Source organism: Acidobacterium sp. S8 (genome assembly GCF_009765985.1).
Classification (GTDB): domain Bacteria; phylum Acidobacteriota; class Terriglobia; order Terriglobales; family Acidobacteriaceae; genus Alloacidobacterium.
Genome location: NZ_LMUM01000032.1, coordinates 1 through 12418 on the forward strand (window position 1 = coordinate 1; position 12418 = coordinate 12418).

Here is a 12418-nt window from a genome sequence, read left to right on the forward strand (position 1 = left end):
GTTTCTTCATGGGAATAGTCTCTCTCCGTTCCGGAAGACCTGCTCATCCACATTTATCGGTACCGACTTGCGGCAGTCAATCGTGCATGTTTAGCCAACAGAAGTACCGCGCTTCTTCCGATCGTCTAGTATCCGTAGGATCGCCTCCAAGTACTGTGCGTCAGAGAGCCTGGGTATGTCACCGGCGCATAGTCGTAGAATGTCCCACCGCTGGTTGTAGATCCAACGAAGGCGCTCAAGTGGAAGTGTGGAGATCTTCTTACTGAACTGATCGAGTTCCGACCTAGTAGCTTCTGTCATCTCAACGACAACGGAATCTTGGGGAAGCTTGCTAAAAAACTGCTTATGCTTCTTCCATTCTGCCAAGCTTGGCGTGGCTGGATTGGTCAACTCTGACCCCTTTGCTGAGAACGCAAATCCTTTGCTTCGAACCCAGAGCCCAATCTCTTCTACTGCATCCGCTTCGGCCCAAGGTGAGATGACCACGTCTGTAACGAGTGATCGAAGATCTATGCGGCGGCGTTTCGAATCAGGAACCCATGGATTGCGTGGGTTCATCGTTAGGGGGCGGGGATGCGGATGATTGTCTAAGTCGAAATGACGATTACCACTTTCTAGTGGGTCATAAGATGTAATCAGAGCGCGAACTTCACACTCTGAAGCATATTTGAGCTGTTTCGTGAAGATGAACTCCATCCCGTTGAAGCGGTCGGTCAGGTGGTCGCTGCCATACTGAACACGACCAAGATGAGCATCGTCCTGGAACCCGTTCAATGCATCATGAAGTAGCTCGTACCGAGTGCAAATTGCCACTCCGTCCTGACCATAGGCTTCCCACATGTCGAGCGTCTCTAGACCCTCTTTGTAGAGGTACCAACAACTCACGTAGAACGCCTCGCGGGCTTGGGCGGTAAAGCCAAGATGATTATGAAGCGTAAACCGATCATTTAGATCGTACGGATTCAGCCCCAGAACACGTAGGGCATACGTCTCAGGAGGCAGGCCCTCGCTTTCGTCGGAAAACAAATCAGCTCGGCGAAAGTACAACTCCTCACTTGCCATGAGGTCGCGAAATTTCCGCAAGTCCATGAATCGCCATAGTTCCGAATCTGTAGCAGGCTGGACTTGGCTCCAATAGGGTTTTATCGGCATATCATCCCAATCCTAATGGGTCGCACATGAGTAACGCTAAGTCGGCTTACGGGAAGTGATGAGGCCGTTCTCAGACGTGTAAGCGTGGTTGGCGGGCTAATCTTTTTGCGCTCTCCTTCGAGTGCATTTCTCCTGTCTCGTGCTTCTAATTTTTCTAATCCATATGAAGGTTTATGGTGTTTGATCTCCCACATCTTTTCCAGATGTGGGGCACCCCGGCTGACTAACTTGTCATGAATTGCCGCGGGCAATTAGTTTGGCGGGGGAGGATTTTTGTGTCCAAAGTTCGCGTTCAGTGTTTCGGAGTGTCCATAGACGGCTACGGTGCCGGTCCCGATCAAAATCTTGAGAACCCGCTTGGTGTTGGCGGACCAGCATTATTTCAATGGTTCTTTCCGACGCGTACTTTCCTTGCGATGCATGGAAAAGAAGACGGTGGGACAACCGATGTCAATAACGACTTTGCGGCCCGTGGCTTTGAAAACATTGGCGCGTGGATTCTTGGACGAAATATGTTCGGGCCGATGCGGGGACCCTGGCCTGACGACAGCTGGAAGGGATGGTGGGGCGAAGAGCCGCCGTATCACACGCCGGTTTTCGTGCTTACAAATTACGCACGCGAACCTCTGGTGATGAAGGGCGGCACGACCTTTTACTTCGTTACCGAGGGCATTCACAACGCGCTGGCGCGGGCCCGTGAAGCGGCTGGAGAGAAGGATGTTCGGCTGGGCGGCGGGGTTTCTACGATTCGGCAATATCTTCGTGAGGGGCTCGTCGACGAGATGCACCTGGTTTATTCTCCCGCGCTCTTGGGGAAGGGCGAAGCGCTGCTGGCGGGTATCGATCTGCCGGAGCTGGGGTTTCAGGTAACCGGGCACGCCATGGCGGATAAGGTAATGCACGTGACGATGGCGAAGAAAAGCTTGTAAGAATCGCCGGATGATCTGGTCCCGCATCTTTTTTGAGATGTGGGACCGTCCGTCGGAATGGACCGCATTCAGCTCCGTGAACGATGGACCCCTCCTATCAACTGGACAACTGCCCGCCGTGATTTTGCCATGTCCCAGCGTCTCGACGCGACTTCTCACTGTTTAATTCTGAGTTCGTCTTGACATATGCCTATATCGGCATGTAATGTTCCGATCATGGCAAGAGCGAGCACCACTTCGGATACTTTTAACGCGGTTGCCGAGCCACGCCGGCGAGAGATTTTAAGTTATCTTGCCGGGGCTGAGCGCCCCGTTGGAGAGATTGTGGAGGCCCTCGGCCTGGAGCAGACTTCCGTATCCAAGCACCTGCGTGTGTTGCGCAACGTAGGTCTGGTGCGGATGCGCTGCCAGGGCCGGCAAAAGCTGTACCGGACCAACGCCGAGGCGATACGCCCTCTTCATGAGTGGGCAGGAACCTTCGAGCGTTACTGGCAGCACCAGTTGCATCGCGTGAAGGCACGCGCGGAAGCGATGGCCCTTCAGGGCCTATCGGATTTGAAGCCCTCAGACACGAAGCTCAAGGAGAAATGATGATTTCCACCGATCAAACCCTCGAAAACCTGACCCTGACAATTAACCAGGAAATCCACGTCCATGCGCCGCTGGACACAACATTTGCCGCGCTGCTTGAGCAACTTGGACCCGGCAACGAGACGCCGGACGGCAAATCTCTCGACATGAAGATCGAACCGTGGCCCGGTGGCAGGTGGTATCGCGACCTGGGTGGCAACAATGGGCATTTCTGGGCCAATGTCCAGGCCATCAAGCGGCCCACGCTGCTTGAGTTTGCCGGTCCATTGTTCGCGTCCTTCCCACTCGTTTCGAACGTGCAATACCGGCTGAGTGAAGTTGAGGGCGGAACCTTGATCGCTTTCAAGCACACCGCGCTCGGCTTCGTTTCCGACGAACACAGGGCGGGGATGAACAAAGGCTGGGCCCTGATGCACGAAGGCGTTCGCAGGTATGCCGAGGGCGGCAAATAACAGCCATGTCGATCCGGGAGCCGCAGGTGAGGAGAAGCCAATGTGTCCCGTATGCGTAGCAACCGCAATGCTGATTGCCGGAAGCGTCACCTCTACGGGCGGGCTCGCGGTAACCGCAATCAGGAAATTTGGCGTAAAGAACGCCGTCGACAATCGATCCGCTGCAAGTTCTTCTGAACTGTTCGAAAAGACGACGGAGCAGCAGAAACAGTCCTGAACTCAAGCCAAAGGAGAAATCAAGATGTCAGCAAGCATGAAAATGAAACCGCAAATCGTGTCGCGAGATGAATGGCTTGCGGCTCGCGAGAAATTACTGGCCAGGGAGAAACAGGTCACGCGTGAGCGCGACGCACTGGCTGCGGAGCGTCGACGGATGCCGTGGCTGGCCGTGGAGAAACAGTATGAGTTCGATGGACCCGGAGGCAAAGCGAGCCTGCTTGACCTGTTTGAGGGCCGCCGTCAATTGATTGTGTACCGAGCCTTCTTCGACCCCGGCGTCTTCGGTTGGCCCGACCATGCCTGCCGCGGCTGCTCGCTGGGAGCCGACCAGGTCTCTCACCTCTCCCATCTGAATGCGCGCGATACGACTCTTGTCTATGCCTCGCGCGCTCCGCAGCCGGAGATCGACCGGCTGAAGGCGCGGATGGACTGGAAGATGCCGTGGTACACCATCACGGACGACTTCGACCGCGACTTCGGCGTGGATGAGTGGCACGGTCACAACGCGTTCATCCGCGACGGCGACAAAGTGTTTCGCACCTACTTCATCAACAGCCGTGGCGATGAAGCGATGGGCACCGTCTGGAGCTACCTCGACATGACCGCGCTCGGACGCCAGGAGGAGTGGGAGGATTCGCCTGAAGGCTATCCGCAGACTACGCCCTACAAGTGGTGGAACTGGCACGATGAATACGCCTCTGGCGGCTCAACCGACCCCAGATGGGCAAAAGTTGTTGACGCTGCTCTTGTGACGCTGAATCCGAACGACTAGTACGGGGTCCCTTATGGCGCATCATCTTCGATGGTGCGCCATAGTTCTGAGATTCATTGTGTGAAGCTGGCTGTTCATCCGGGTGGAATCGTTTCCATTTTTCTCCTGAACCGATACAATCTCACTCGTGCCCGAAGGGCGTTTGTGTCGATTGATTTCTGTTTGAGGTGAAAACGATGGGGCTTCTTCTTTCCCAAAAATCGGCTGCGATATTTTGCGCAGCCATGTTGCTGACAGCCCCGCTTTCGCACGCGCAGACTGGCAAGACGAGCGACCCAGCCTCGCTGGTGAATCCGATCATTGGCACAACGAACGGAGGCAACGATTATCCCGGTGCGGTTCTGCCTTTTGGCATGGCGGCATGGAGTCCTGAGCAGCCTTCGAACAAGCCGCGTCGCCGCGTAGAAGGCGTGCCCGGCTCGATGAAAGATGACCGCGCACGGCCTGCTGCTCCCGGCGGCTACGAGTACACGGCGACCAAGATGCGCGGCTTCTCGCTCACACACCTCATGGGCACTGGCTGCGCCGGAGCAAGCGGCGACATTCCGTTTATGCCTTTCGTCGGCAAGGTAGAAAGCTCGCCATCCGATGACGGCACCAGCAAGGTCTACGCCAGCGATTTCTCTCACGCCGATGAGCAGGCCGCTGCGGGATACTATCGCGTGAAGCTGGCGAACGGCGTCACCGTCGAACTGACAGCGACGCCGCGGACGGGCGCAGGACGCTTCACCTATCCGGTGGGAGAGCCTGCAGTCATGCTGGTGCGCACCTCCGACTCGGAGACGGGCAGCAGCGATGCCTCGATCAAGATCGATACCGCGACGCGTACGATTTCGGGTTCGGTGACAAGCGGCAATTTCTGCGGCTATCTTGGAACGACTGACCGCCGCAGCTATTACACACTCTACTTCGTTGCGCATTTCGATCAGCCATTTCTCGAAACTGGGACGTGGCAGGACTCCGCCGTACGCGCCAACACGACGGAGGTCAGCGGTGGCACGACGTATGGCACGCGCGGCTTTCCGCCTCCGGGCAAGGGCTCGGGCGGGTGGGTCCGCCTGGATACGTCGAAGTCGCAGGCTGTGAATATTCGCGTGGGCATTTCCTATGTCAGCAAAGAAAATGCCGAGGCGAATCTGCGCGCAGAAAATCCCGAGGGCACCAGCTTTGACACGCTGCGGCAGCGCGCGCATGCGGCATGGAATGAAGCTCTCGACCGCATTGACATCGGCGGTGGAACTGCCGACGAGCGCACCGTCTTCTACACGGCGCTTTACCACACGCTGCTCGGCGAAAATCTCTACAGCGATGTGGATGGCCGCTACTTCGGCATGGACCAGAAGGTGCACAAGGTCGCCGCTCCCCAGAAGGCGCAGTACAGTACTTTCTCGGGATGGGATGTGTATCGGTCACAGTTACAATTAGTCGCGCTGCTTGCTCCCGATATCGCCAGCGACATCGCGCAATCGCTGCTGAACCAGGCAAATCAGAACGATGGCGAATGGGACCGGTGGACACATAATGCCGGAATCACACACGTGATGAATGGCGATCCTGCCGCGCCTGCGATTGCGGATATTCTCGCTTTCGGCGGCGACCGCTTCGATGTGAAGGCGGCGTATCGTTCGTTGCTGCAGGCGGCGACCGTGCCTACTGCGCATGATCTGAGCAGTGAAGGCTGCCCGGTCGAGTGTGTGGGGCAGCGGCCATCGCTCGATCTATGGCTCAAGCTGCACTACATTCCCACCGGCGCTAATGCGTGGGGACCTGCGGCAGATACTCTCGAAGATGTCGCGGCGGACTTCGCCATTTCAGAGCTGGCCAGACGCCTGCACGACAAGCCGAACTACGATGCGTTTCTTGAACGGGCGCAGAACTGGAAGAACATCTACAATCCGCAGGCGACTGCTGATGGCGGCTACATTCAGAACCGCAACCCTGATGGAAGCTGGCCGAAGTTCGATCCCGCGTCCGATGATGGCTTCGTAGAAGGCAGCGCGGCGCAGTATCTGTGGATGGTTCCCTTTAATGAACGCGGCCTCTTCGAAATGCTCGGCGGCATGGATAAGGCCAATGCGCGGCTCGACGCCTTCTTTCACAAGCCGGACGGCTCATGGGCTGTCACGGAATCCGGCGGCCTGCATGCGGAGCTGAACAACGAGCCATCGATTGAAACGCCGTGGCTCTTCGATTTCTCCGGCCAGCCGTGGAAGACGCAGGAGACCGTCCGCCGCGTGCTGAACACGATCTGGACTAACACTCCGAATGGAATGCCGGGGAATGACGATCTCGGAGAAATGTCGTCGTGGTATGTGTGGTCGGCGATGGGGATGTACCCGGAGATTCCTGGCCGGGCTGAACTGGTGCTCGGCAGCCCGTTGTTTCCCGAAATTCACGTGCGCCATTCCGGACGCGACATTGTCATCAAGAGCCAGGGAGCAGCCACCGATGCGCCATATGTTCACGCGCTCAAGGTAAACGGAAAGGCTACATCGAAAACGTGGCTGCCGGAAACTTTCGTCGAGCATGGCGGAACGCTCGAATATGAGCTGTCCTCGACTCCGAGCAAACAATGGGGCACTGCGATGGAAGATGCGCCACCATCCTTCGCTCCATCTGCTCCATCTGCTCCATCGAAGCCGTAGCCAAAGCCGGTTTGCGGAGGGGTACGGCAGTAATCGCGACGGGAACCAAATCTCGACATAATTCGCATACTGGTGCGTCTTCGCGGAGCACAAAACGTCCACATGAGTTGCTGCATAGATTTCGATAGACGCTGGCAGTTTCCAGAAAAGGTGGGATGGGCTAAATGAGCAGGTTCTCTTCGATCAGGGTTGTGCTTTGCTTTTCGTTTCTTATCGCACCATTATCCTTCGGGCACCAGGCCGCGGCGCAATCGATATCCGGCTCACTCGGGAAGCAGCTCCCACAGAGCACGCCGGAGAGCCCTGAGAACGCGCGCGACGCAGAGCGTCACATTAGTCTTGACGTGGTTGTGACCGATGCCGCGGACAAACCCGTATCCGGGCTGCAGCAGCAGGATTTCACCATCCTCGACAACGGCCAGCCGCAGAAGATGCTCAATTTTGAAGCGGTACAGGGTGCGACTGCAAACCCTCCCACGGAAGTGATCCTGCTCATCGATCTGGTAAACACATCGTTCCAGCGCGTTTCTTATGAACGACAGCAGATTGAGGCATTTCTTCGCCAGAACAACGGCAAGCTAGCCTATCCGACTTCGCTGATCGTCTTCTCCGACACCGATACAGAGGTTCAGCCCGCGCCTTCCCGCGACGGAAACGCCATTGCCGATCTCCTGGGGTCCAATAAATCATCTCTTCGCATCATCGGGAGATCCGCAGGCGTTTACGGTGCGGAGGAGCGGTTGCAGATGTCGCTGACAACCCTGGATCGCCTGACGGCCTATGAAAAAAATAAGCCAGGCCGAAAGCTATTGGTCTGGATAAGTCCAGGCTGGCCGTTGCTCTCCGGCCCCGGCATCGAATTAGGTAAGAAGCAGCAGCAATCGCTGTTCAATTCGATTGCAGGTTTCAGCAACGGGTTGCGGACTTCACGGATCACGCTATACTCGGCAGATCCTTTGGGGGCCGGGGCAAACCTCGGTTACAGTTTCTATTACGAGAGCTTTCTCAAAGACGTGCGCAACGCGAAACAGGTAAATGCTGGAAACCTCGCACTGCAGGTGCTGGCAGTACATAGTGGCGGTCGCGTCATTGGTCCGGGCAACGACCTTACCAATAAACTGAGCGAGTGCATGGAAGATGCCGGCGCTTATTATGTAATGTCATTCGAAGCCGCGCCGTCAGACCAGGTGAATGAGTATCACGCTCTGACCGTAAAGGTCGACAAGCCCGGAGTGAAGGTGCGTACCAACACGGCTTACTACGGACAGCCTTGATGTCTGCCTCACTCGGGGCTGTCGCTGACCGGTCGAGACAGAAGATGCGTGAAGTCTCTACGTCTGCAGAATCCCAACATTGAACTTCGCAACTTCCGGATTCAGCGACGCCGCTTCGAGCGCCATCATCAGCGCTTCGCGCGTCTTGGCCGGATCGATGATGGCATCTACCCACAGACGTGCGCCAGCATAGCGGCAATCAGTCTGCTCTTCATAAGTAGCTTTGATCGAAGCCAGCAGCTCCTGCTTCTCTTCATCGCTCAGCTTTTTGCCGCCACGTTCCAGCTGCCGGATTTTAATCTCAACCAACGTATTCGCTGCCGACGCTCCACTCATGACGGCGTAGCGCGCCGTCGGCCAAGCAAAAATGAAGCGTGGATCGTAAGCCTTGCCGCACATCGCATAGTTGCCCGCGCCAAAGGAACCACCAACGATGACGCTGATCTTCGGCACGGTTGAATTCGACACAGCCGTCACCATCTTTGCGCCCGCGCGAATGATGCCGCTCCACTCGGCATCGCGTCCCACCATGAAGCCGTTGACGTCATGGAGAAAAATCAGTGGAATCAGATTCTGGTTGCAGTCCATGATGAAGCGCGCAGCCTTCTCGGCGCTCTCGGCATAAATCACGCCGCCAAATTCCACGCGCTTTTCGCCTGTGTGGCTTGTCTGCGGCTGCGATGTTTTCTGGTTCGCAACAATCCCAATTGCTGTTCCGCCGATGCGCGCATAGCCGCAAATCAAAGTGCGCCCATAGTCAGGCCGATATTCATCGAACTCGCTGCGGTCCACGATGCGCGCAATCAGCTCGTGCATGTCGTAGCTGTTCACGGCCGATTTCGCGGGATCAGAATCGAGCAACGAATACAGATCGCTGGCAGCATATTTCGGCGCATCTTTTTCCCGGTCAAATGCCGCACGGTCAAAAGGGGCACGCTGTCCGTGGCCTATCTTCGAAACCAGCGACCGCAAGCGCGCAATGCAAAGATGATCGTTCGGCTCCTTGAAATCCACCGTGCCGGAAATCTCTGCATGCATCGTCGCGCCACCCAGTTCTTCCGCCGAATACTTCTGCCCAATGGCAGCCTGCACCAGCGCAGGCCCGGCAAGAAAGAGACCGCTGCCCTCTGTCATCAGCACGTGGTCGGTCATCACCGGCAGATACGCGCCACCTGCCACGCACGTGCCCATGATGGCGGTCATCTGCGGAATCCCCATCGCCGACATGACAGCGTTGTTACGAAAGATGCGTCCGAAATCGTCCTGATCAGGAAAAACATCCTCCTGCAGCGGCAGAAAAACACCGGCAGAATCGACCAGATACAACGTGGGGATGCGGTTCTCCATCGCCATGGTCTGCGCGCGGATCACCTTCTTCGCTGTCATGGGAAAGAAGGCGCCCGCCTTCACCGTCGCATCGTTGGCGATGACCATGCAGAGGCGTCCGGCGACACGACCGAGCCCTGTAACCACGCCCGCTGAAGGAGCGCCGCCCCATTCCTCATACATGCCGAAGGCAGCAAAGAGAGCCAGCTCGAATAATTCCGTATCCGGATCGAGCAGCAGAGCAATGCGCTCGCGCGCGGTCAGGCGTTTCTTCGCATGCTGCGCTTCGATGGCTTTTTCTCCGCCGCCTTCGCGGATCTGCATTTCCTGCCCACGAATACTGGAGAGGAGCGCCGTCATGCCCATCGCATTGTTGCGTGCGCGCTGGCTGTTGGAATCAAGCTTTGCGGAAAGAATATTGTTCAGCTTCTGGTCCTGGGTGCTCATAGCAAACTGGCCAGCATAGCAGGTTCCAAAGGGAATTGCTGTTCGTGAGCTACAGCGCCCGCCGCACCAGCCGCCGCACAGAATCCGTAGCCACGCCATAGGCGGCATGCGAAACCCACTCGCTCATGCGCTCCCGTGCAGGCTGTGTCTCTTTAGGTGCCGATAAGCCCATCTTCGGAAGCAGCGATTCATGAGTCATCTTATTCAGCGTGATGCCGAAGGCCGCACCCCTCCAGGCTCCAAAGGAAGGCTCGTATTCGACGACAGCTCCATAGATTGCTCCGGCCAGCGCGCCAAAGGCCCAATGGATGCTTTCCATCGCAACCGTTTTTTCTGCTGGAGCCAGCGGATGTCCGGCTACTTGTTCCGCCAACACCACCGGAGGCGGCGTCTGCCCTTCCACTCGCGGAGGAAAAATCTGTTCTGCCACGAGCTTCGCGCCTGCTCCCGCCAGTCCACCGATCAATCCGGCCAGCGCGCCCTTTGCTATGGATCGTTTTCTATTTGTCATCAGTTCGCAACCCCCATCATCAAAAGTTGGATGCGAAAACTATAAAAAGATAGTTGGCTCAAGTGAAGATGAAATCTTGATCTGCTAACTTGCTGGCTCGCTGGCCTGCTGCGCGGCAATCTCTTCACCGGCATGCTCGCTCTCTTCTGTGACCTTTTTCAGCGAAACATGCTCTAACCGGGCCCAAATCAATCCCAGCGGAATGACGCTCAGGAAAGTCACCAGCAAGAGAACAGCACCGCAACCGAGAGCGGGCTCCCATGGCACATGGAAGAATGCCTGCATTGCTGCCGTCGTGAACCCGATCTGCGTAAACCAGCCCACGATGGGCAAAGTGATCACCGAGCTGCCCATGCTTGCAGCCATCAGCAGCATGCACTGGGACAGATGCATGTTGGCGAGAATCGGTTCGGCGACAAATGCGCGCGCCGTCTCGAGATAAGCTGAGGCGATCATTGCCCAGTGCACGAGTGAAATGATCACCACCAGCAGCAAGTCGCCCATCGATCCGATGGCATTCAAGCCGTCGCGAAAGCCCAGAACTTTCTCTTCCACCTGTTCGCCTAGCCGGGGCGAAAGCGCTCCGAAAACGCGGCCCAGCATTCGGGCTACGGCTTTGCCTGAAACGCGCACAAACACGGTGAACAATGCGAGAAAGACCGCTACCAGCAGTCCGCCCAGAGCGGCTTTATTGATCAGGTCAGGCCGCGGCAGTGAATGCCGGTCGGGTGAGAACAACAGCACAGTCGAAAAAATAAGCGCCATTGCGCCCATGTCGAACATGCGTTCGACTGTATAGACGGCAACCTGTGCGCTCAGGGGAATTTGCGTACGCCGTGAGACCAGATAGGGTCGCACCAAGTCAGCCAGCCGCCCAAACAGCGCCACCCCGGTAAAACCGATCACCATGGAGCCAATCAGCTTAAAAGGGGAAACGCGCTTGGTAGGCCGCAGAAAGATCGACCACCGCACGGCGCGCAGGACATAGGCCATCCAGATAAAAGCAATGCCAACGCCAATCCGCGCCCAGTTCGCCAGCTTCAGCTGCTGAAGGAATACAGCCCATTGAAAATGAATGCGGCCGCGCATCACCACCACAACCGCAACCAGCGCAGCCAGCACTACCACCCAAAGAATCCAGTTTTTCTTTTTCAAACTTTCCCTCTTATTTCTAAAAAGCTGTCATCCTGCACACTGAGCGAAATGAAGTGGAAGGATCCGTCTATCGATTCACTTTCATAAACAAGGGGAGAATACAGTTGGCAATCTTTGTACCGCAAGGGCCTTGGTGCCGCGGTTTCGCGAAACCAACCTGGGATTGTTCCAGAGTCTCAGGAACCCAAATCAGCGTCCACCTGCCACGCTCGCAACCTGCCGCTGCGCCGCCACCCGCGCCGCATACCGTCGGTTGAATTCACGAATTACCCGCGCCACATAAGCCCGCGTCTCGCGATAGGGCGGAACTCCGTGCCAGCGATCGACCGCCGCCGGGCCCGCGTTGTAAGCAGCCAGCGCCAGGGCCAGGTTGTCATGATATTTCTTCAGCAGGGCATCAAGGTATGTCGTGCCGCCGCTGATGTTCTCTCCCGGAGCAAAGCTGTTACCTACACCCAGCCCCGCTGCCGTCTTCGGCATCAATTGCATCAGCCCCTGCGCGCCGGTCCGGCTCACGGCATGCGGATTGCCGCCGCTCTCGGCCTTGATTACGCTGGCCAGCAGATCCACGTCAAGGTCGTGCGCCTCGCCTGCCTGCGCCAGCATCTCGTGCATGGCCTGCGGCGTCAGTTTTGCTTCGTCGCTGGAAGCGCCGTGGGAAGGCCCTGCAATATTCGTTTCGCGGGGAAGATCGACATGCTCAACCGCGACGATCTCATCTGCGCCTACGTCCACAAAGTTTGCATCGCTGGCGTCGAGATAAAGCCGCATCCGCTCACCGTCCGCCGCTCGATGATCGCAGATAAGGTCGAATCCATTTTTCAGAGTGATGTGCTCAGCCGCCCGCGCAGCGGGATGAAAGAAAAGAGCGGCCGTCAACAAAGCGAAGGCCGTAACTCGGTTCATTTCGAAGAGAAAATATGGGTGCCCCGGGTTCGCGAAGCT

Annotated in this window: 12 protein-coding genes; 7 read left to right on the forward strand and 5 right to left on the reverse strand. The window is 56.9% G+C overall.

The window, feature by feature from the left end; translation table 11 throughout:
* Positions 1–90: 90 nt before the first annotated feature.
* Positions 91–1062 (reverse strand): hypothetical protein, encoded by a 972-nt coding sequence (locus GSQ86_RS14410; protein ID WP_216841173.1) that lies wholly within the window; start codon positions 1060–1062, stop codon positions 91–93.
* 365 nt (positions 1063–1427) lie between these two features.
* On the opposite strand from GSQ86_RS14410, the gene GSQ86_RS14415 reads away from it, so the two are divergent.
* The 7 genes from GSQ86_RS14415 to GSQ86_RS14445 all read left to right on the forward strand — a co-directional run bounded on the left by GSQ86_RS14415 (position 1428) and on the right by GSQ86_RS14445 (position 8034).
* Positions 1428–2081 carry a dihydrofolate reductase family protein gene (locus tag GSQ86_RS14415; protein WP_158750653.1) on the forward strand — a complete coding sequence of 218 codons (654 nt, stop codon included), beginning with the start codon at positions 1428–1430 and terminating at the stop codon, positions 2079–2081.
* 216 nt (positions 2082–2297) lie between these two features.
* Positions 2298–2672 (forward strand): helix-turn-helix transcriptional regulator, encoded by a 375-nt coding sequence (locus tag GSQ86_RS14420; protein ID WP_158750654.1) that lies wholly within the window; start codon positions 2298–2300, stop codon positions 2670–2672.
* Positions 2669–3124, forward strand: a complete 456-nt coding sequence (locus GSQ86_RS14425; RefSeq protein WP_254062393.1) for an SRPBCC domain-containing protein — start codon at positions 2669–2671, stop codon at positions 3122–3124. Before GSQ86_RS14420 ends, GSQ86_RS14425 begins: the two co-directional genes overlap by 4 nt.
* Positions 3105–3341 (forward strand): hypothetical protein, encoded by a 237-nt coding sequence (locus GSQ86_RS14430; protein WP_158750655.1) that lies wholly within the window; start codon positions 3105–3107, stop codon positions 3339–3341. Before GSQ86_RS14425 ends, GSQ86_RS14430 begins: the two co-directional genes overlap by 20 nt.
* A gap of 24 nt (positions 3342–3365) precedes the next feature.
* Entirely contained in the window at positions 3366–4115 is a 750-nt protein-coding gene (locus GSQ86_RS14435) for a DUF899 domain-containing protein (protein WP_158750656.1), read from the forward strand.
* A 176-nt stretch (positions 4116–4291) separates the two neighbouring features.
* The gene (locus tag GSQ86_RS14440) at positions 4292–6760 is read left to right on the forward strand and encodes a GH92 family glycosyl hydrolase (protein ID WP_158750657.1); all 2469 of its coding nucleotides are present in this window, start codon (positions 4292–4294) and stop codon (positions 6758–6760) included.
* A gap of 164 nt (positions 6761–6924) precedes the next feature.
* The gene (locus GSQ86_RS14445) at positions 6925–8034 is read left to right on the forward strand and encodes a VWA domain-containing protein (protein ID WP_158750658.1); all 1110 of its coding nucleotides are present in this window, start codon (positions 6925–6927) and stop codon (positions 8032–8034) included.
* A gap of 57 nt (positions 8035–8091) precedes the next feature.
* On the opposite strand, the gene GSQ86_RS14450 is transcribed toward GSQ86_RS14445, so the two are convergent.
* The 4 genes from GSQ86_RS14450 to GSQ86_RS14465 form a co-directional block, all read right to left on the reverse strand.
* Positions 8092–9807 (reverse strand): acyl-CoA carboxylase subunit beta, encoded by a 1716-nt coding sequence (locus GSQ86_RS14450; RefSeq protein ID WP_158750659.1) that lies wholly within the window; start codon positions 9805–9807, stop codon positions 8092–8094.
* 49 nt (positions 9808–9856) lie between these two features.
* Complete coding sequence (locus tag GSQ86_RS14455) at positions 9857–10318, reverse strand: DUF1440 domain-containing protein (protein WP_158750660.1); 462 nt, start codon at positions 10316–10318, stop codon at positions 9857–9859.
* 84 nt (positions 10319–10402) lie between these two features.
* Positions 10403–11473 carry a lysylphosphatidylglycerol synthase transmembrane domain-containing protein gene (locus GSQ86_RS14460; protein ID WP_158750661.1) on the reverse strand — a complete coding sequence of 357 codons (1071 nt, stop codon included), beginning with the start codon at positions 11471–11473 and terminating at the stop codon, positions 10403–10405.
* Between the two features lie 189 nt (positions 11474–11662).
* On the reverse strand, positions 11663–12379 hold the full coding sequence (locus GSQ86_RS14465) for a lytic transglycosylase domain-containing protein (RefSeq protein WP_158750662.1): 717 nt from the start codon (positions 12377–12379) through the stop codon (positions 11663–11665).
* Positions 12380–12418 lie beyond the last annotated feature (39 nt).

Excerpts from the sequence above, each read along its gene's own strand:
- GSQ86_RS14410 (WP_216841173.1), bottom strand. The coding sequence starts at position 1,062 with ATGGCAAGTGAGGAGTTGTACTTTCGCCGAGCTGATTTGTTTTCCGAC.
- GSQ86_RS14420 (WP_158750654.1), top strand. The coding sequence starts at position 2,298 with ATGGCAAGAGCGAGCACCACTTCGGATACTTTTAACGCGGTTGCCGAG.
- GSQ86_RS14425 (WP_254062393.1), top strand. The coding sequence starts at position 2,669 with ATGATGATTTCCACCGATCAAACCCTCGAAAACCTGACCCTGACAATT.
- GSQ86_RS14430 (WP_158750655.1), top strand. The coding sequence starts at position 3,105 with ATGCCGAGGGCGGCAAATAACAGCCATGTCGATCCGGGAGCCGCAGGT.
- GSQ86_RS14435 (WP_158750656.1), top strand. The coding sequence starts at position 3,366 with ATGTCAGCAAGCATGAAAATGAAACCGCAAATCGTGTCGCGAGATGAA.
- GSQ86_RS14440 (WP_158750657.1), top strand. The coding sequence starts at position 4,292 with ATGGGGCTTCTTCTTTCCCAAAAATCGGCTGCGATATTTTGCGCAGCC.
- GSQ86_RS14445 (WP_158750658.1), top strand. The coding sequence starts at position 6,925 with ATGAGCAGGTTCTCTTCGATCAGGGTTGTGCTTTGCTTTTCGTTTCTT.
- GSQ86_RS14450 (WP_158750659.1), bottom strand. The coding sequence starts at position 9,807 with ATGAGCACCCAGGACCAGAAGCTGAACAATATTCTTTCCGCAAAGCTT.
- GSQ86_RS14455 (WP_158750660.1), bottom strand. The coding sequence starts at position 10,318 with ATGACAAATAGAAAACGATCCATAGCAAAGGGCGCGCTGGCCGGATTG.
- GSQ86_RS14465 (WP_158750662.1), bottom strand. The coding sequence starts at position 12,379 with ATGAACCGAGTTACGGCCTTCGCTTTGTTGACGGCCGCTCTTTTCTTT.